The organism is Micromonospora rifamycinica, assembly GCF_900090265.1.
GTDB classification, from domain to species: Bacteria; Actinomycetota; Actinomycetes; order Mycobacteriales; family Micromonosporaceae; genus Micromonospora; species Micromonospora rifamycinica.
In genome coordinates this window covers 5,382,255-5,400,389 of record NZ_LT607752.1, presented here as the reverse complement: position 1 = coordinate 5,400,389, position 18,135 = coordinate 5,382,255, and the positions used below count along the sequence as shown (strand labels likewise).

Here is an 18,135-nt window from a genome sequence, read left to right as displayed (position 1 = left end):
GCGGTCGAGCGCCTTGGCGGCGGCGGCCCCGAGTAGCGCGCCGACCGTGACCACAGAGGCCGCCACCGCCGCCACCTGCCAGGGCACCGGGCCGATCTCGGCCAGCCGGCCGCCACCGAGCGGGCCACCGGAGGCCGCCGCGGCCAGTCCGAGGACCAGGCCGGCCACCGGGCCGGCGAGCGCCGCCGGGCCGAGCAGCGCCGCCCAGCCTGCGGTGGGGCCGTCCGCGGCGTCCGGGCGGAGTAGTCGGCGGCCGAGCAGCCAACCGGCCGCCATGCCGGCCAGCACCGGCACCGCCAGCAGCGCCGCCCCGAGCCCGTCGACCGGGCCACTGGGCAGCCCGGCGAGCAGCGGCACGGCCGGCAACGACCCGACGGAGACCTCGCTGAGCCGTACCGCCGTGTCGGTGCCGACGGCGAACCCGGGACCGAGCAGGTAGGCGGTCGACCAGACGGCGGCGTTCGGCACGTAGGCGAGGCTGACCAGGGTGATCCCGGCCTGGCCGGCGACCCCGGTCCGGTAGGCCCCGATCAGGTCGGCGGCGTCTCCCCCGGCGCTCACCACCGCCAACCCGGCCGCCCCGGCCCCGGCCCCGAGCAGTAGCAGACCCGTGACCAGGCCGGTGCGGACGCCCTCGCGCAGCACCGCGGGCGCACGGGCCGCGACCACGGCGGCCACCCCGGTGGTGCGCGCCGCCCCGAGCAGGGCGGCCAGCGTGCCGAAGAACAGCAGGGTCGACCCGGCCCGCAGCGGGGACACCCGCAGGCCGGCATCGTCGACCAGCAGCGCGGCCAGCACGCCGAGCAGGGCGTACCCGGTGCCGACGGCGACCGCGACGGCGACCGCCTGCCGGGGGGACCGGCCACCCCGGGCGCCCACCGCCCGGCTGGCGTGCACCCCGGCCCGGCACAGCCGCCAGAACGCGAACACGGCGAGCGTCAGCGGGACGAGACCGAGCGGGCCGGCGGTGGTCTGCAACGGCACCCCGTGGCCGAGCAGCCATCCGGCCAGCCCGGCGCGCAGCGCACCCGGCACCGAGCCGGCGTCCTCGCTGAGCTGGGCCGACCCCAGCACCAGCGCCACCGGCAGGTAGGAGGTGACGGCGGCTCCGGCGGCGGCCACCCCGGCGGCGACCGGCAGCGGTGCCCGGGAACGCCCGGACCGCTCCGGCGCGCGGGCGGCGGACACCCGGGGCGGCCCGCCGGCACGACCGGGCGGCCGCCCGCCGGCACGGACACCGGCGGGACGGCGTGGCTGATCAGGGGTGGTCGGGGACATCGGGTCTACTCTGGCACGTTAGCCCGGTGGCGGCTGCCCGTCCGGGCCGCGCGGAGCCGGCGAGTTCCGTGATCCACCGACCCCGGCCGCCGATCCGGTCTAGCCTCGGCGCAGGGACATGACCGAAGTCGTGGCACCGATCGCCCGGAGGAAGCCGTGAACGCCTCGTACCCACCTCCCCCGCCGCCGGCTGCGGCCGGGCGGGACCGCACCACGCTCTGGGGGGTGCTCGGCATCGTCCTCGGCCTGATCTGCTGCGGCATCCTGGGCATCATCTTCGGCTACCTGTCGATCCGGGACGCCAAGCGGTACGGCCAGTCGCCGGTCCTCGGCTACCTGGCCATCGCGTTCGGCGTGATCAACATCATCGGTACGGCGATCTGGCGGGCCAGCGGGACGTACCCGCTCTGGAACGACTGAGGGCCGACCGTCGACGGTCGGCCCCCTCGATGGTGCGCCCCGGTCCCGGACCGGCCTCGGTGGTGTGCCCGACCCCGGCCGGGCGGACAGCCCGGTCACCGTCGGGCCGCCCGGCCGGTCGGGGTGGCCGGTTCGGCCGGGCGGTGTGGTCGGCGGCTCAGCGGCCGGACATCAGCTCCCGCATCAGCCTGGCGGTCTCGGTCGGGGTCTTGCCGACCTTGACGCCGACCGCCTCCAGCGCCTGCTGCTTGGCCTCCGCGGTGCCCGCCGAGCCGGAGATGATCGCGCCGGCGTGCCCCATGGTCTTGCCGGGGGGCGCGGTGAAGCCGGCGATGTAGCCGACCACCGGCTTGGTGACGTTGTCCTTGATGAAGTCGGCGGCCCGCTCCTCGGCGTCGCCGCCGATCTCGCCGATCATCACGATCGCGTCGGTGTCCGGGTCGGCCTCGAACGCGGCGAGGGCGTCGATGTGGGTGGTCCCGATGATCGGGTCACCGCCGATGCCGACGCAGGTGGAGAAGCCGATGTCGCGCAGCTCGTACATCATCTGGTAGGTCAGCGTGCCGCTCTTGCTGACCAGGCCGATCCGGCCGGTGCCGGTGATGTCGGCCGGGATGATGCCCGCGTTGGCGGCGCCCGGCGAGGCGATGCCGGGGCAGTTCGGCCCGATGATCCGGGTCTGCTCGCCCTTGGCCACGTTGTACGCCCAGAACGAGGCGGTGTCGTGCACCGGCACGCCCTCGGTGATCACCACGGCGAGCGGGATCCCGGCGTCGATCGCCTCGACCACCGCCCCCTTGGTGAACTGCGGCGGTACGAAGATCACCGTGACGTCCGCCCCGGTCTCCCGCATCGCGTCCGCCACGGAGGCGAACACCGGCAGCTCGGTGCCGTCGAAGTCGACGGTGGTACCGGCCTTACGCGGGTTCACCCCGCCGACGACCGAGGTGCCGGCGGCGAGCATCCGTCGGGTGTGCTTGGAACCCTCGGAGCCGGTCATCCCCTGCACGATGACCTTGGACTCCTTGGTCAGCCAGATCGCCATCGTCAGACCCCCGCAGCTGCCAGCTCGGCGGCCCGCTCGGCCGCGCCGTCCATGGTGTCGACCCGCTGCACGAGCGGGTTCTCGGCGCCGTCGAGGATCGCCCGACCGGCCTCCGCGTTGTTGCCGTCGAGCCGGACCACGAGCGGCTTGGTGACCTTCTCGCCGCGCTCCTCCAACAGGGCCAGCGCCTGGATGATGCCGTTGGCGACCTCGTCGCAGGCGGTGATGCCGCCGAAGACGTTGACGAAGACACTGCGCACCGACGGGTCGGAGAGCACGATCTCCAGGCCGTTGGCCATCACCGCGGCGCTCGCGCCACCGCCGATGTCGAGGAAGTTGGCCGGCTTGACGTTGCCGTGCCGCTCACCCGCGTAGGCCACCACGTCGAGGGTGGACATGACCAGACCCGCGCCGTTGCCGATGATGCCGACCTCGCCGTCGAGCTTGACGTAGTTGAGGTCCTTCTCCTTGGCGGCCTGCTCCAGCGGGTCCACCGCGGCCTGGTCGACCAGGGCCTCGTGGTCCGGGTGCCGGAAGCCGGCGTTCTCGTCCAGAGTGATCTTGGCGTCGAGCAGCAGCAGCGTGCCGTCACCCGTCTTGGCCAACGGGTTCACCTCGACCAGGGTGGCGTCCTCGGCGACGAACGCCTTCCACAGCCCCACCGCGACCGACACCACCTGGTCGGCGACCTCGGCCGGGAAACCGGCCGCGTCGACGATCTCCCGGGCCTTCGCCTCGTCGACGCCCTCGACCGCGTCGATCGGGGCCTTGACCACCTTGTCGGGGGTCTCGGCGGCGACCTGCTCGATGTCCATGCCGCCGGCCACGCTGGCGATGCAGAGGAAGGTACGGTTCGCCCGGTCGAGCAGGTAGGAGAAGTAGTACTCCTCGGCCACGTCCGCGGTCACCGTGATCATGACCTTGTGGACGGTGTGACCCTTGATGTCCATGCCGAGGATGTCGGTGGCCCTGGCCACCGTCTCGTCGGCGCCCTCGGCCAGCTTGACGCCGCCGGCCTTGCCTCGGCCACCGACCTTCACCTGCGCCTTGACGACCACCCGACCGCCGAGGCGTTCGGCGATCGCGCGGGCCTCCTCCGGGGTCGTGGCGACGCCGCCGGCGAGCACGGGCAAGCCGTGCCGCTCGAACAGGTCCCGCCCCTGGTACTCGTACAGGTCCACGATTGCGCGTCCCGTCCCGTCTCCGCGGCGCGCCGTCGCGCCGCCGCCAGCGTTGTGAAACTCCGTTGACGCCTGTCATCAGTTGAAACAGGCCATTGGCCGCAGCCTAGCGAGGTGGGCACCGGCGGCAACCGAGCGGGTGCGCGGTGTGCGGTAATGCACAGCGCGCCGTGGGCGACTCGCCGACGGCACAGAACCGTCCACAGGTTGTCCCGCGTGACGCGTAACCCCACCGTACGGGCGTCGTTGAGTCTGATGTCGGAGCGCTGATCAGCGCGAAGACGGGAGCGGCCGATGCCCTGTCGGTCGAGGGGTGGCGGCGGGGCATCGTGCATAGAAGGGCCGGGCGTGTGAGGGGTGCGTCCGGCCCTTCACCCTGCCCGGATTCGCCGGCACAGCCCCCCCGGGCGACCGCGCGGCGACGCCCCGGAACCCGCACCCCCACCGATTCGGTAGGACGCGGGCACGCCCCGGGCTCGTCAGGAGACCGGCTGCGCCACGTTGGCCCGGACCCACTCGACGATCGCCTGGGTGGTGGCGCCCGGGGTGAAGATCTTCGCGACGCCGAGCTCCACCAGCTCGGGGATGTCGGCGTCGGGGATGATGCCGCCACCGAAGACGACGATGTCCCGCGCGTCGCGCTCGGCGAGCAGTTCCAGCACCCGGCGGAAGAGCGTCATGTGTGCGCCGGAGAGCACGGAGAGGCCGACCGCGTCGGCGTCCTCCTGGATGGCGGTCTCGACGATCTGCTCCGGGGTCTGGTGCAGCCCGGTGTAGATGACCTCCATGCCGGCGTCGCGCAGCGCCCGGGCCACCACCTTGGCACCCCGGTCGTGCCCGTCGAGGCCCGGCTTCGCGACGACTACCCGAATGCGAGAGCTCATCAGGCGCACACCTTTCCCGGCTTCGCGGCTACCAGCTGAACGAACGGTAACCCACCCCACGGGGGCACCGGAGCCGGGCCGGGACGCCTACCGTCCGGGCGCGTCGACCGGAAGCCGGACGCCTCCGCCGAACGGTCACAGTGCGCGACGAACGGGCAGGAAGAGGGACGGCCGTCCGGTGCCTCGGGCTATGACAATGCAGCACGGAAGCGGACATTTTGCATCGACGCCCCGGCGCTGCCGCTTGTGACCGAAGCGGCGGAGGGCTAACGTGTCCACGGTTGTCATCAGGTCCACGGACGGGTGATGACGCGACCGCCGACCGTTCGACCGGCAACACCGAACGGACGGAGATCGCATCGGATCCCCGACAACGGAGGGTGTGCGTGCGCCAGCGCCTGTCGTCTGAGCCCGATAGATATCGCGGCCGTCGCCGTGTACCCACCCCGCCACGGAGCCGCTACGCGGCGGTCGTCACCAGCGCGTTCGTCGGTGCCGGCATCGTCGCGCTCGGCGCGGGGGCGATGCCGGACGCCAAGAGCGTCAGCCCCTCGGTGCTCGACGAGCTCCGACAGGCCTCGATCACCAGCCAGGACGCCGCCGCGCGGGCCGACGCCGCCGACCGGGCCACCCGGAGCGACGCCCGGGGCGCCGAGGCGGGCACCACCGCGCAGGACCCGTGGCTGCTGCCCATGCAGGGCTACGACTTCAACTCCCCGTACGGCGTGCGGTGGGGCAAGCTGCACACCGGCATCGACCTGGTCGCCCCGGAGGGCACCCCGTACGTGGCCATCCACGCCGGCACGGTCACCAAGGCCGGCTGGTTCGGCGGCTACGGCAACGCGGTGATCGTGCAGCACGCCGACGGCAGCGAGGCCATCTACGGGCACTCCTCGGCGGTGAGCGTGCACGAGGGCCAGCAGGTCAAGGCCGGTGACCAGCTCGGCCTGGTCGGCAACACCGGTCACTCGTACGGCGCCCACCTGCACCTGGAGGTCCATGTCAAGGGGCAGCCCCTCGACCCGGTGCCGTGGCTCCAGGAGCGCGGAGTGGACATCAAGCTGCAAGTCGAGGCGTACTACACCGAAGCAGCCGCTTCCTGACGCTCGGTAACGCCTGTTCACCGCCCGGATCTACGGATCCGGGCGGTTCTGTTTGTGGCCAAGTCTGCTGCGTCACACGCCGCAGTGTGACCGAGGGCACGTCAGGGTCCTACCCTGCAACAGGTCAGACGCCCCCCGGGCGGGACATAGCTGGACAGGCCGCCGCGGCACCCGGGTTACCAGTTGGTACCCCTACCCGGCCCGGCGCACTTCGACACCCAGGATGGTCCGGGTCCGAAACCCCCTGAGTAGTTGAAGGTCCACCGTGCAGGAAGACAACAACCGCCCGGACGACGGCACCACCCGTGACCAGAAGCCCACCCGCACCGGCCCCGGAGCCCGGATCTCGGCCGCCGTGGTCCGGCACCGACGGCGTCACCCGCGGGGCGTACGCACCCTGGCCGTCGGCGTCGCCGCGCTGGTCGGCCTCGGCCTGGCCGGGGTCGCCACGGTCACCACCCTCGACCGGGACGGCGCCCCCGAACCGGCGGCCGTCGCGCTCGACGCCCGGGAGCGGGCCGAGGCCGCCGCCCGCGCCGACCGGTCCGCCCGCGAGTCGGCCACCCCGGCCAGCCCCACCGCCGGGCCGACCCCCACCACCGCCAGCCCCACCCCGACGGCCACGGCGACCCGGAAGGCCGCCGCGAAGCCGAAGGTCACCGCGAAGCCGAAGGTCACCGCCAGGCAGGCGACCACGCCGAAGCCGAAGCCGTCCTGGGTGATCCCGATGGCCGGTGCCGCGATCACCTCCTGCTACGGGCAACGGGGCGGCGCGCTGCACGCCGGCATCGACTTCGCCATGCCGGCCGGCACGCCGATCCACGCCGCCGCGGCGGGCACCGTGGTCAAGGCCGGGGACGCGGGGGACGGCTACGGCATCTCGGTCTTCCTCGACCACGGCAACGGCTACCTGACCCACTACGCCCACCAGAGCAGCGTGAAGGTCGCCGTCGGGGACCGCGTCGGCGTCGGCGAGGTGATCGGCTACGAGGGCTCCACCGGCGACTCCACCGGCCCGCACCTGCACTTCGAGGTGCACCAGGGGCAGATGTGGAACCAGATCGACCCGGCGCCGTTCCTGCGCGCCCGGGGCATCGACGTGGCCTGCTGAGCCGGCCCGCCGAGGTGGTCGGCCCCGCCCGGTCGGGGGCGGGGCCGACCGATCAGAGCTTGTCGAGCGGGGCGTGCCGCAGCACCAGCCACATGGTCTGGTCGCCGAAGTCGATCTGCGCCCGGGCGCTCGGTCCGTGCCCCTCCACCGCGAGCACCCGCCCCAGCCCGTAGCGCTGGTGGTTGACCCGGTCGCCGGCCGATACCTTCGGCCCCTGTGGCAGCTCGCTGGCGGTGGCCAGCCGGCTGGCGTCCACCCCGAGTCGCTTCGCCAGTTCGGCGGCTCTCGGCGTACCCCCGGTGAAACCGCCGCGCCCGCCGGGCGCACGGTCCGCCCGGCCGCCGACGCCACCGCCTCCACCGGCCCACGAGGTGTACGTGCCCTCGGTGCGCTCCCAGCGGACCAGCTCCGGCGGCAGCTCCTCCAGGAACCGGGACGGCGGGTTGTAGGACGGCTGCCCCCAGGCCGAACGGGTCACCGCCCGGGAGAGGTAGAGCCGCTGCCGGGCCCGGGTGATCCCCACGTACGCCAGCCGGCGCTCCTCCTCCAGCTCCCGGGTGTCGCCCAGCGAGCGCAGGTGCGGGAAGACGCCGTCCTCCAGGCCGGTCAGGAAGACCACCGGGAACTCCAGCCCCTTGGCGGTGTGCAGGGTCATCAGGGTGACCACGCCCTGGTGAGGGACGGCGTCGTCCGCCTCGGCGTCGTCAGGTGACGAGCCCGGTTGGACAGGGATCTGGTCGGCGTCGGCGACCAGCGCCACCTGCTCCAGGAAGCCGGCCAGGGTGGCCCGCTCGTCCTCGCCGCCCAGCGCCTCGATCCGTTCGGTGTACTCCCGGGCGACGCTGACCAGCTCCTGGAGGTTGTCGACCCGGCCGGCGTCCTGCGGGTCGAGGCTCTCCTCCAGCTCGGTCAGGTAGCCCGAACGGGTCAGCAGCGCCTCCAGCACCTCCTCCGGGGTGCCCTCCTCGGCCAGCTCGCGGGCACCGTCGAGCAGCGCGACGAACTCACCGATGGAGTTGGCGGCCCGGGTGGAGATGCCCGGCGCCTCCCGGGCCCGGCGCAGCGCCGCGCCGAAGGAGATCCGGTCCCGGCCGGAGAGCGCCTCGACGCACGCCTCGGCCCGGTCGCCGATGCCCCGGCGGGGGGTGTTCAGCACCCGGCGGAGGCTGACCGTGTCGTCCTCGTTGACCACCGCGCGCAGGTAGGCCAGCGCGTCCCGGACCTCCTTGCGCTCGTAGAAGCGCACCCCGCCGACCACCTTGTAGGGCAGGCCGACCCGGATGAACACCTCCTCGAAGACCCGGGACTGGGCGTTGGTGCGGTAGAAGACGGCCACGTCACCGGGGCGGGTCTCCCCCGCGTCGACCAGCCGGTCGACCTCCCGGCCCACCCAGTCGGCCTCGGCGTGCTCGGTGTCGGCGACGTAGCCGACGATCTGCTCGCCCGCACCGGCGTCGCTCCACAGCCGCTTGGGCTTGCGGGAGGTGTTCCGGTCGATCACCGCGTTGGCCGCGTTGAGGATGGTCTGGGTGGAACGGTAGTTCTGCTCCAGCAGGATCGTCCGGGCGTCGGTGAAGTCCCGCTCGAACTCCAGGATGTTGCGGATCGTCGCGCCCCGGAACGCGTAGATCGACTGGTCGGCGTCGCCGACCACGCACAGCTCGGCCGGCGCGATCCCCTCGGTGCCGGCGACCAGCTCCTTGATCAGGGTGTACTGCGCGTGGTTGGTGTCCTGGTACTCGTCGACCAGGACGTGCCGGAACCGGCGACGGTAGCTCTCCGCGACGTGCGGGTGCGACTGGAGCAGGTGCACCGTCGTCATGATCAGGTCGTCGAAGTCCAACGCGTGCGACTCGCGCAGCCGCCGCTGGTAGAGGGTGTACGCCTCGGCCAGCGCCCGCTCGTTGGGCCCCTTGGCCCGGCCGGCGAACTCCTCCGGATCGACCAGCTCGTTCTTGAGGTTGGACACCTGGGCGGCCAGCCCTCGGGCCGGGTAGCGCTTCGGGTCGAGATCCAGCTCCCGGGTGACCAGCTGCATCAACCGGCGGGAGTCGTCGGCGTCGTAGATGGAGAAGGTCGACTTGAGGCCGGCGTGCTCGTGCTCGGCCCGCAGGATGCGGACACAGGCGGAGTGGAACGTCGACACCCACATCAGCCGGGCGCGCGGCCCGACCAGATGGGCCACCCGCTCCTTCATCTCACCGGCGGCCTTGTTGGTGAAGGTGATCGCGATGATCTCGCCGGGGTGGACGTCCCGCGCGGCGAGCAGGTAGGCGATCCGGTGGGTGAGCACCCGGGTCTTGCCGGAGCCGGCCCCGGCCACGATCAGCAGCGGCGAGCCGGCGTGGGTGACCGCGTCCCGTTGCGGGCTGTTCAGGCCCTCCACCAGTTCCTGCGGGTCGAGACGGCGGGCCGGGCCGGGGCGGCGCGGCGGGACCGACGCGGGCTCGGGCTCGGCGGGGGACGCGGGGATGTCGAAGAGAGGATGCATCGCCCGGCGAGTCTATGCCGTGGGCCGGACACTTCCCGCCACGCACACCCGGAAGGTCGTCGAGCCCGCCACCCGGTTCACCGCAGACCCGGTGTCCTGCCCATTATCCCACCGGCGTTGTCGTGGATCATCAGGGGTCGCGGCGACCGGCCGGCCCGGTCGTCGCTACGGTGCCCGGCATGCTTGCCGATGTCCAGGAGAACGTCGATGTGCTGATCGTCGGCGGCGGCCCGGTCGGGTTGCTGCTCGCCGCCGAACTGGTGCTCGCCGGTGTCCAGCCGGTGGTGCTCGAACAGTTGCCCGAGCGCAGCACCGCCTACCGGGCCAACGCCCTGATCGGCCAGGTGGTCCGGTTCCTCGACCACCGAGGGTTGTACCGGTCGCTCGGTGGCCGTGGCGACCGGCCGCAACCGGCCGCGGCGTTCCTGTTCGGCGCGCTGCCTTTGAAACTGTCCGGGATCGCCGAGAACCCCCTGTACGGCCTGCAGATCCCTCAGGAACGCCTCGAATCGTCACTGGAACAGTGGGCGCGCGATCTCGGTGTGGATGTCCGACGCGGGCACCGACTGCGGGAGCTGCACCAGGACGACACCGCGGTGACCGTGCAGGTGCAGGGGCCCGACGGCGGTTACCAGGTACGCGCCAGGTATCTCGTCGGATGCGACGGCGCCCGCAGCGAGGTACGCCACGGGATCGGTGTGCCGTTCTCCGGTTCCACCGATCCGAGCGTCGTCTCACGCGCCGCGCACGTCACCGTGCCGGGTTCGTCGATCGACACCGCCACCGCCACGATCGTGCTGCCCGACGGTGACCGGATCGGCATGTACGCCTGGCACCGCACCGAGCGCGGTGCCTACGTCGTGGTGCCGCACGGACCCGGCGTGTCGATGGTCTCGGTGATCGAGTGGGACGGTCCCCCGGCCACCGACGACATCCCGGTCAGCATCGGGGAGGTACGCGCCAGCCTGCACCGGGTCCTCGGCCGGGACCTGCCCCTCGCCGCGCCGGCCACCGCGGGGCCGCACCTGCTGCGCCGCAGGTACGCCGCTAACGCCCGGGTCGCGGACCAGTATCGACGCGACCGGGTGTTCCTCGCCGGAGATGCCGCCCACGTGCATCCCGCAGTCGGTGCACCCGGCCTCAACCTCGGGCTCCAGGACGCGGCCAACCTCGGCTGGAAACTCGCCGCGCAGGTGCACGGTTGGGCACCATCCGGATTGCTCGACAGCTACCAGGCCGAGCGCCGTCCCGCCGCCGAGCGGGTCACCATGCAGACCCGGGCACAGTTGGCGCTCATGGCTCCCGGATCGGCGGTCACCGCCCTGCGTCAGGTCGTCGCCGAACTGCTGGACAACCCCGTCGTCACCGGACAACTCGCCGACCTGTTGGCCGGCTCGGACGTCCGCTACCGGATGCACCCCGGCACCCCCCATGCGCTGACCGGACGGTTCGCTCCCGACCTCGCGCTCCGGATCGGCTCCCGCGACACCCGGCTGGCCGAGCTCCTGCGGCCGGGCCGGCCGCTGCTGGTCGACCTCACCGGCGTCGGTGGCCTCGCCGAACTGACCGAACCGTGGCGCGACCGCATCGCATTCGTCACCGGCCACGCACCGGCGCCACCCGCCGACGCCCTGCTCGTCCGACCGGACGGCTACGTCGCGTGGGCGCGCGGCCCGGACGGCGACGACGATCTGCTCGCCGCGGTGGAGACCTGGTTCGGCGACCCGCGGGGACACCGCCCACCCGCCGGAGCGCCACCGCCGCCGCCCGACGGCGGCACCGACCCGGACTGAGACGAAGCTGTCACGGTGGCCCCACTGGCATCTTCGTCCCCAAGGCGCGACGATGACGCGGGAAATCCCCACCTGCTCCCCCGAAGACGACTTGGGAGAACAACCATGAGTCAACCGCGCTCGCGCGGTCGGGCCGTGCTGCGTCACCTCGCCGCGCCGGCCCTCGCCCTGGCTGTCGTGGCCAGCCTGCCCAGCACCGGCCGCACCACCACGCCGCCGGCCGACGCCGCGTTCGGGGCCGGTCTCGCCCCGGTCGCCGTCTCGTACGCCACCACGACCGGTGGCGAGGTCAAGGGCCAGTTCCTCAGCTACAACGACTTCCACGGGGCGATCGACCCGCCCGGTGGCAGTGGCGCCACCGTCAACGGCACCCCGGCCGGTGGGGTGGAGTACCTCGCCACCTGGCTCAAGAAGCTGCGCGCCGAGGCCAAGGCCGAGGGCCGGGTCACCACCACCGTCGGCGCCGGTGACCTGATCGGGGCCTCCCCACTGGTCAGCGCCGCGTTCCACGACGAACCCACCATCGAGCTGATGGACCAGATCGGCCTGGACGTCAGCTCGGTCGGCAACCACGAGTTCGACGAGGGCGTCAAGGAGCTGCTCCGGATCAACAAGGGCGGCTGCCACCCGGTCGACGGCTGCCAGGACGGCGACGGCTTCGCCGGGGCGAAGTTCACCTACCTCGCCGCCAACACCATCAACAAGAAGACCAAGCTGCCGATCCTGCCCCCGATCGACGTGAAGTTCGTCGGCGGCGTGCCGGTCGGCTTCGTCGGGGTCACCCTGGAGGGCACCCCGGGCATCGTCAATCCGGCCGGCATCAAGGACGTCACCTTCGCCGACGAGGTGCAGACCGCCAACAAGTGGGGCGCCGTGCTCAAGCTCTTCGGGGTCAAGGCGATGGTCCTGCTGGTGCACGAGGGCGGCACCCAGTCCGCGCCGCCGACCACCCCGGGGGTCTCCGACTGCGCCAACTTCTCCGGCCCGATCGTCGACATCGTCAAGGGCCTGCGGCCGGAGTTCGGCGTGGTGGTCTCCGGGCACACCCACCGCTTCTACTCCTGCTCGCTGCCGAACTCCTCGGGCAAGCCGAGCGTGGTCACCAGCGCCGGCAACAACGGCCAGCTGGTCACCGACATCGACTACTCGCTGGACCGGCGTACCGGCCGGTTCACCGGCATCACCGCGAAGAACGTGGTCGTGGAGAACGGCGTGCGCAACGCCGACGGCACCTGGCAGCAGACCGGGGGCGTGTTCGCCAAGAACCCGGCCCTGGTCGACCCGGGCGCGAAGACGCTGGCCGACAAGTACCGCACGGCGGTCGCCCCGATCGCCAACCGGGTGGTCGGGAAGATCAGCGCGGACATCGTCCGGGACGCCCGGCCCAACGGGGAGAGCCCGATGGGCGACGTGATCGCCGACGCGCAGCTGGCGTACACGAAGGGCGACGGGGCGCAGCTCGCGCTGATGAACCCCGGCGGCGTCCGGGCCTCCCTGTCGTACGGGGCGTCGATCGGTGGCGAGGCACCGGGTGAGGTGACCTACGGTGAGGCGTTCACCGTGCAGCCGTTCAACAACCTGGTGGTCACCCAGACGTTCACCGGTACTCAGCTCAAGAACGTGCTGGAGCAGCAGTTCGTCGGCTTCAACGGGCAGACCACCCAGCGCATCCTCCAGCCGTCGGCGGGGCTGACCTACTCGTACGACAGCACCGCCCCGGCCGGCTCCCGGGTCAGCGCGCTGGCCCTCAACGGCACCCCGGTCGACCCGGCGGGCAGCTACCGGGTCACCACGAACGACTTCCTCGCCAACGGCGGGGACGGGTTCTCCGAGCTGGCGGGCGGCGCGGGTCGGACCACGGCGCCCGGCTTCGACGTGGACGCCCTGGTGGCGTACCTGGCCGCCGGGGAGCCGGTGGCCCCCACCGCGGCCGACCGCATCACCCGCCTCGGCTGACCGGACGGGAGGGATCCCTGGTCATCGCGCGTACGCGCCGACCAGGGATCCCTCCCACCGGTGGCCGGGATGTGCTTGCGCGCAACGGCCACCGGTCGGCATACTCGACGGCGTGTCCGATCGGCGTTCCTACTTTTACTACGGCACCGGGAGTCCGGCTGCCGTGGGTCGCGCCTGATCGACAGGACCTACGAAAGCCCCGGGCTCGGAGAGCCCGGGGCTTTTTCGTCCCGGGATCCGAACACCGGGCCCGAGACCCGAGGGGTACGACGATGATGACTGACGTGGTGGAGTCCAGCGGTGTCCCCGCGCGGCACGACGACCCGGCTCCGGCCGACCCGATCGGCACCGACCCGGGAGACGCCGGCCTGATCGGCACCGGCCCGGGAGAGGCTGGCCCGGTGGATGCCGGCCCAGGTGACGTCGGCCCGATCGGTGCCGGCCCGGCGGGTGCCGATCCGGGCGACGTCGCGGCCCGCACCGGTACCGGTGACACGGCGGCGGCCGAACGGATCGTCGCGATCCGGCAACGGATCGACGAGATCGACCGTACGCTCATCGCGCTCTGGCAGGAGCGTGCGGCGCTCTCCCAGGAGGTCGGGGTGACCCGGATGGCCTCCGGGGGCACCCGGCTGGTGCTCTCCCGGGAACGGGAGATCCTGGAGCGCTTCCGCAGCGAACTGGGGGCCGACGGCACCCAGCTCGCGCTGCTGCTGCTGCGGGCCGGGCGCGGACCGCTGTAGCCCTCCGGGGACGGGGCATGACGAACCGCCTGCCACCGTCGGGCTGACGGTGGCAGGCGGCCCGGGTGTCTCACGCCTCGTGGGTGGCGACGATCTCGCGCTTCTCGGCGAAGTGGCAGGCGCTCGGGTGGTCCGAGCCGGAGCGGATCTCCAGCAGCGGCGGCTGCTCGGCACAGAGGTCCTGCGCCTTCCAGCACCGGGTGCGGAACCGGCAGCCCGAGGGCGGGCTGATCGGCGACGGCACGTCACCGGTGAGCCGGATGATCGCCTTGTTGTCCCGCAGCGTCGGGTCCGGCACCGGCACCGCCGACAGCAGCGCCTGGGTGTACGGGTGGGTCGGCCGCTCGTAGATCTCGTCCTCGGTGCCGATCTCCACGATCTTGCCGAGGTACATCACCGCGACCCGGTCGGAGAGGTGCCGGACCACCGACAGGTCGTGCGCGATGAAGACGTAGGACAGGCCCAACTCGTTCTGGAGCTGTTCCAGCAGGTTCATCACCTGGGCCTGGATCGAGACGTCCAGGGCGGAGACCGGCTCGTCGCAGACGATCACCTCGGGACGCAGGGCGAGCGCGCGGGCGATGCCGATGCGCTGCCGCTGGCCACCGGAGAACTGGTGCGGGTACCGGTGGATGTGCTCCGGGTTGAGGCCCACCAGGTCGAGCAGTTCCCGGACCTTGTCCCGGCGGCTGCCCTTCGGCGCCACCTCCGGGTGGATCTCGAACGGCTCCCCGATCAGGTCACCGACCGTCATCCGCGGGTTCAACGAGGTGTACGGGTCCTGCATCACCAGCTGGATCTGCCGGCGCAGCCGCCGCAGCGCGCCACCGGAGAGCTTGGAGATGTCCTGACCCTTGTAGTACACGCTGCCGGAGGTCGGCTTCTCCAGGTTCATCAGGACCCGGCTCAGCGTCGACTTGCCGCAGCCCGACTCGCCGACCACGCCCAGCGTCTCGCCGGCCTTCAGCTCGAACGAGACGCCGTCGACCGCCTTGACCTGGCCGATGGTCTTCTTGAGCACGATGCCCCGGGTGACCGGGTAGTGCTTGACCAGGTCACGGACTTCGATGATGGGATCAGTCACGGTTCACCAGCTCCTCGGCGAAGTGGCAGGCGCTGGCCCGGCCGGGGCGGATCTGCAGCAGCGGGGGGAGCTTCTCCCGGCACACCGGCTGCGCCATCGGGCAACGCGGGTTGAACGGGCAGCCCGGCGGGATGTTCATCAGGTTCGGCGGCAGGCCCTTGATCGTCCGGAGCTGCTGGCCCTTCTCGTCGAGCCGGGGGATCGAGTTGAGCAGGCCGTGGGTGTACGGGTGCGCCGGCTTGGCGTACAGGTCGTAGACGTCGGCTTCCTCGACGATCCGGCCGGCGTACATGACCGCGATCCGGTCCGCGACGTCGGCCACCACGCCGAGGTCGTGGGTGATCAGGACCATGCCCATCCGGCGCTCCCGCTGGAGTTCGCCGAGCAGGTCCATGATCTGGGCCTGCACGGTCACGTCCAGCGCGGTGGTCGGCTCGTCCGCGATCAGCACCTCCGGGTCCAGCGCCAGCGACATGGCGATCATCGCGCGCTGCCGCATACCGCCGGAGAACTGGTGCGGGAAGTTGCTGAACCGGCCCTTGGCATTCGGGATCTTGACCTGGTCGAGCATCTCGATCGCCCGCTTCTTGGCGTCCGAGCGGCTCATCCCGCGCCGTACCCGGAACTGCTCGGCGATCTGGAAACCGACGGTGAAGACCGGGTTCAACGCGGAGAGCGAGTCCTGGAAGATCATCGCGATGCCCTCGCCGCGGATGCGGCGACGCTCCTCGGCGGACATGGTGAGCATGTCCTTGCCGTGGAAGCGGACCTGACCACCCGTGACGAAGCCGGGCGGCATGTCCAGGATGCCCATGACGGTCTGCGCGGTGACGCTCTTGCCGGAGCCGGACTCGCCGAGCACGGCGAGGGTTTCCCCCGCGTCGACGTGGTACGTGACCCCGTTGATGACCTTGGCGACGCCGTCCCGGGTGCGGAACTCCACCCGCAGGTCGTCGACCTCGAGCAGTCGGCCCGAGGGGCGGCCGGGTCCGTCGGCGCCCGGCGCGGACTGCTCGGAAACGAGAATCTCGGACAACTCAGTTCCCCTATCGGAGCTTCGGGTCGAGGGCCTCGCGGACGGCCTCACCGAGCATGACGAAGCTCAGCACGGCGGTGACGAGGAACGCGGCGGGGAAGAAGAGCAGGTAGGGCGCGACGCGGATGTAGTTCTGCGCCTCACTGATCATGATGCCCCAGGACACCACCGGGCTCTTCAGGCCGACACCCAGGAAGGAGAGCGTCGCCTCGGCGCCGATGAAGGAGCCGACCATGATCGTCCCGTACACCAGCAGCGGAGCCAGACAGTTCGGCAGCAGGTGCTTGAGGATGATCCGGCCCGTCCCCGCACCCAGCGCGCGGGCCGCCATGATGTAGTCGGCCTCCTTGGTGGACAGCACCGAGGAGCGCATCAGTCGCATCACGACCGGCCAGCTCAGCAGCACCAACGAGGCGATCACCAGGCCCATGATCTGCCACTTGCTGTTGCTCGTCCCGGACCCGTTGAACGTGGTCAGGATGACGATCGCACCGAGTACGAACGGCAGGCCGAAGAAGACGTCGGCGATCCGGGAGAGCAGCGCGTCCACCCAGCCGCCGCGGTAGCCGGAGACGACCCCCATCAGGCCACCGAAGAGCAGCGTGCCGGCCACGGACAGCAGCGCCACCACGACGGAGGCGCGGGCGCCGTAGATGACCCGGGCGTAGACGTCGCGGCCCTGCACGTCGTAGCCGAACCAGGCCGTCGAGGAGGGCTTGCCCAGGCTGTTGTCGAGGGTGCCGTTCACCGCGTCGCCGGAGCTGAACAGCGACGGGACGGCCGCCATCGCGATGAACAGGAGGATGAAGAAGGCCGAGATCCAGAACAGCGGCTTGCGGCGCAGGTCGCGCCAGGCGTCGCCGAGCAGACCGCGGGGCTTCTCCTTGCGGGCGCTCTCCGGCAGACCGGCGTCCGCGGGGGCGCCGATCTGGCCGGGCTGTTCGGCACGGGGGGTGCTGACGATCGAGGCGGTAGAGGGGTCACTCATAGCGGATCCTCGGGTCCAGGGCGGCGTAGAGCAGGTCGACCAGCAGGTTCATCAGCAGGTAGACCAGCACCAGCACCACCACGATGGAGACAACGGTAGCGCTCTCCTTGGTGACGATCGACCGGTAGACCTGCCGGCCGATCCCGTTGATGCCGAAGATGCCCTCGGTGACGATCGCACCGCCCATCAGCGCACCGAGGTCGGTGCCGAGCAGGGTGACCACCGGGATCAGCGAGTTGCGCAGCAGGTGCACCCCGACCACCCGGCGCATCGGCAGACCCTTGGCGATCGCGGTACGCACGTAGTCGGCCCGCCGGTTCTCGGCGATGCTCGTCCGCGCCACCCGGGCGATGTACGCCGTCGACGCGCTACCCAGCACGAAGCCGGGGATGATCAGTTCGGAGAGCAGCATCTCGCTGGAGACGGTCGGCTTGACGAGGCCCCACTGCACGCCGAAGAGCCACTGGAGCACGAAACCGACCACGAAGACCGGCAGTGCGATCAGGAACAGCGTGGAGACCAGCACCAGGTTGTCCAGGAAGCCGTTGCGACGCAGACCGGTCAGCACGCCGGCGGTGAGGCCGATGACCGCCTCGATGACCAGCGCGACCAGGGCCAGCTTCATCGTGTTGGGGTACGCCGTCGCGATGATGTCGTTGATCGACTGGCCGCTGTACGTCTGCCCGAAGTCGCCCTTGAGGAGGTTCTGCATGTAGATCGCGTACTGGACGAACACGTTCTCGTCGAGGCTGTACTTCTCCGTCATGAAGTCGACGTAGGCCTGCGGACACTTCCGCTCACCGCATTTGCCCGCGAAAGGGTCGCCCGGCACGGCCCAGACGAGTGCGTAGATCATGAATGTGGTGCCGATGAACACCGGCACGAGTTGGAGCAGCCGTCTCAAGAGATAGCGGCCCATGGGGTGGTCCTCCAGACAGGGGGCGCGTCGGACGGCCGACACGGTGGCGACGACGTGCGAGGCGGATGTGGTGACACCCTGCTCGCGGAACTGCCCCGAGCCG

General features: G+C 71.6%; 14 protein-coding genes and 1 pseudogene. 6 read left to right on the top strand and 9 right to left on the bottom strand.

Annotated elements, in window-relative coordinates:
- Positions 1-1,278, bottom strand: a pseudogene (locus GA0070623_RS22715) (cell division protein PerM); the annotation flags it as partial.
- 156 nt (positions 1,279-1,434) lie between these two features.
- Here GA0070623_RS22715 and GA0070623_RS22710 point away from each other — a divergent pair.
- Positions 1,435-1,698, top strand: a complete 264-nt coding sequence (locus GA0070623_RS22710; RefSeq protein WP_067312405.1) for a hypothetical protein — start codon at positions 1,435-1,437, stop codon at positions 1,696-1,698.
- 157 nt (positions 1,699-1,855) lie between these two features.
- On the opposite strand, the gene sucD is transcribed toward GA0070623_RS22710, so the two are convergent.
- From sucD to GA0070623_RS22695, 3 genes are all read right to left on the bottom strand, one after another.
- Entirely contained in the window at positions 1,856-2,743 is an 888-nt protein-coding gene (sucD, locus tag GA0070623_RS22705; RefSeq protein WP_067312402.1) for a succinate--CoA ligase subunit alpha, read from the bottom strand.
- 2 nt (positions 2,744-2,745) lie between these two features.
- Positions 2,746-3,924: an ADP-forming succinate--CoA ligase subunit beta gene (gene sucC / locus GA0070623_RS22700; protein WP_067312399.1), complete on the bottom strand. Its 1,179-nt coding sequence runs from the start codon at positions 3,922-3,924 to the stop codon at positions 2,746-2,748.
- Between the two features lie 479 nt (positions 3,925-4,403).
- A complete protein-coding gene (locus tag GA0070623_RS22695) occupies positions 4,404-4,808 on the bottom strand; it encodes a cobalamin B12-binding domain-containing protein (protein ID WP_067312423.1) in 405 nt (134 codons plus the stop codon).
- A gap of 386 nt (positions 4,809-5,194) precedes the next feature.
- Here GA0070623_RS22695 and GA0070623_RS22690 point away from each other — a divergent pair, with 386 nt between their 5' ends.
- Both GA0070623_RS22690 and GA0070623_RS22685 read left to right on the top strand, forming a co-directional pair.
- Positions 5,195-5,911, top strand: coding sequence for a M23 family metallopeptidase (locus tag GA0070623_RS22690; protein WP_067312395.1), 717 nt, complete (start codon positions 5,195-5,197; stop codon positions 5,909-5,911).
- A 343-nt stretch (positions 5,912-6,254) separates the two neighbouring features.
- On the top strand, positions 6,255-7,022 hold the full coding sequence (locus GA0070623_RS22685; RefSeq protein WP_089004352.1) for a M23 family metallopeptidase: 768 nt from the start codon (positions 6,255-6,257) through the stop codon (positions 7,020-7,022).
- A 52-nt stretch (positions 7,023-7,074) separates the two neighbouring features.
- Here GA0070623_RS22685 and pcrA read toward each other — a convergent pair whose 3' ends face one another.
- Complete coding sequence (gene pcrA / locus GA0070623_RS22680; RefSeq protein ID WP_089004153.1) at positions 7,075-9,513, bottom strand: DNA helicase PcrA; 2,439 nt, start codon at positions 9,511-9,513, stop codon at positions 7,075-7,077.
- 179 nt (positions 9,514-9,692) lie between these two features.
- On the opposite strand from pcrA, the gene GA0070623_RS22675 reads away from it, so the two are divergent.
- The 3 genes from GA0070623_RS22675 to GA0070623_RS22665 all read left to right on the top strand — a co-directional run bounded on the left by GA0070623_RS22675 (position 9,693) and on the right by GA0070623_RS22665 (position 14,005).
- Positions 9,693-11,306 (top strand): FAD-dependent monooxygenase, encoded by a 1,614-nt coding sequence (locus GA0070623_RS22675; protein WP_084261475.1) that lies wholly within the window; start codon positions 9,693-9,695, stop codon positions 11,304-11,306.
- A 105-nt stretch (positions 11,307-11,411) separates the two neighbouring features.
- On the top strand, positions 11,412-13,262 hold the full coding sequence (locus tag GA0070623_RS22670) for a bifunctional metallophosphatase/5'-nucleotidase (RefSeq protein ID WP_067312389.1): 1,851 nt from the start codon (positions 11,412-11,414) through the stop codon (positions 13,260-13,262).
- A 431-nt stretch (positions 13,263-13,693) separates the two neighbouring features.
- On the top strand, positions 13,694-14,005 hold the full coding sequence (locus GA0070623_RS22665) for a chorismate mutase (RefSeq protein ID WP_231932857.1): 312 nt from the start codon (positions 13,694-13,696) through the stop codon (positions 14,003-14,005).
- A gap of 70 nt (positions 14,006-14,075) precedes the next feature.
- Here GA0070623_RS22665 and GA0070623_RS22660 read toward each other — a convergent pair whose 3' ends face one another.
- Genes GA0070623_RS22660 through GA0070623_RS22645 form a run of 4 tightly spaced genes read right to left on the bottom strand, consistent with a single transcriptional unit; the run spans position 14,076 to position 18,032 of the window.
- A complete protein-coding gene (locus GA0070623_RS22660; RefSeq protein WP_089004152.1) occupies positions 14,076-15,089 on the bottom strand; it encodes an ABC transporter ATP-binding protein in 1,014 nt (337 codons plus the stop codon).
- Positions 15,082-16,116, bottom strand: coding sequence for an ABC transporter ATP-binding protein (locus GA0070623_RS22655; RefSeq protein WP_067309779.1), 1,035 nt, complete (start codon positions 16,114-16,116; stop codon positions 15,082-15,084). The genes GA0070623_RS22660 and GA0070623_RS22655 overlap by 8 nt, the downstream gene beginning before the upstream one ends.
- A gap of 19 nt (positions 16,117-16,135) precedes the next feature.
- On the bottom strand, positions 16,136-17,113 hold the full coding sequence (locus tag GA0070623_RS22650) for an ABC transporter permease (protein ID WP_067309771.1): 978 nt from the start codon (positions 17,111-17,113) through the stop codon (positions 16,136-16,138).
- On the bottom strand, positions 17,106-18,032 hold the full coding sequence (locus GA0070623_RS22645) for an ABC transporter permease (RefSeq protein WP_067309768.1): 927 nt from the start codon (positions 18,030-18,032) through the stop codon (positions 17,106-17,108). The genes GA0070623_RS22650 and GA0070623_RS22645 overlap by 8 nt, the downstream gene beginning before the upstream one ends.
- Between the last annotated feature and the right edge of the window lie 103 nt (positions 18,033-18,135).

Bases quoted from the DNA above. Each gene is read 5' to 3' on its own strand.
- GA0070623_RS22670 (WP_067312389.1), top strand. From the start codon at position 11,412: ATGAGTCAACCGCGCTCGCGCGGTCGGGCCGTGCTGCGTCACCTCGCC.
- pcrA (WP_089004153.1), bottom strand. From the start codon at position 9,513: ATGCATCCTCTCTTCGACATCCCCGCGTCCCCCGCCGAGCCCGAGCCC.
- GA0070623_RS22650 (WP_067309771.1), bottom strand. From the start codon at position 17,113: ATGAGTGACCCCTCTACCGCCTCGATCGTCAGCACCCCCCGTGCCGAA.
- GA0070623_RS22675 (WP_084261475.1), top strand. From the start codon at position 9,693: ATGCTTGCCGATGTCCAGGAGAACGTCGATGTGCTGATCGTCGGCGGC.
- sucD (WP_067312402.1), bottom strand. From the start codon at position 2,743: ATGGCGATCTGGCTGACCAAGGAGTCCAAGGTCATCGTGCAGGGGATG.
- GA0070623_RS22695 (WP_067312423.1), bottom strand. From the start codon at position 4,808: ATGAGCTCTCGCATTCGGGTAGTCGTCGCGAAGCCGGGCCTCGACGGG.
- GA0070623_RS22645 (WP_067309768.1), bottom strand. From the start codon at position 18,032: ATGGGCCGCTATCTCTTGAGACGGCTGCTCCAACTCGTGCCGGTGTTC.